1 protein-coding gene is annotated in these 260 nt (G+C 43.1%); it reads left to right on the forward strand.

Annotation, left to right across the window (positions count from 1 at the left end; all coding sequences use genetic code 11):
• Positions 1 to 79: 79 nt before the first annotated feature.
• Positions 80 to 260: hypothetical protein (locus Q4528_RS14485; RefSeq protein WP_303522340.1), on the forward strand; the 181-nt coding region annotated here is incomplete at its 3' end.

Here is a 260-nt window from a genome sequence, read left to right on the forward strand (position 1 = left end):
TTATAGCACAGGGTGGAGATCATATAAACTGAATCAGCCATCTGCAAGTGAACCAGACGCGGAAGTGTCGTTACAGCAGGTGGCAGGGAATCGTGACTTTGTGCCCCGAGATGTTGCTGTTGCAGATGGTTTTACCTTTTTTGCTGAGCAACTATTCCCTAATGTTGTTGCATTTGTAAATACTCGAGACGCAGAAAATCCATTCTTTCAAAGCACAATTAATCTTTCTTCATTAGGTGATTACGCCGGTACTGGAATAG

It is taken from the genome of Staphylococcus pasteuri (genome assembly GCF_030547725.1).
GTDB classification, from domain to species: Bacteria; Bacillota; Bacilli; order Staphylococcales; family Staphylococcaceae; genus Staphylococcus; species Staphylococcus pasteuri.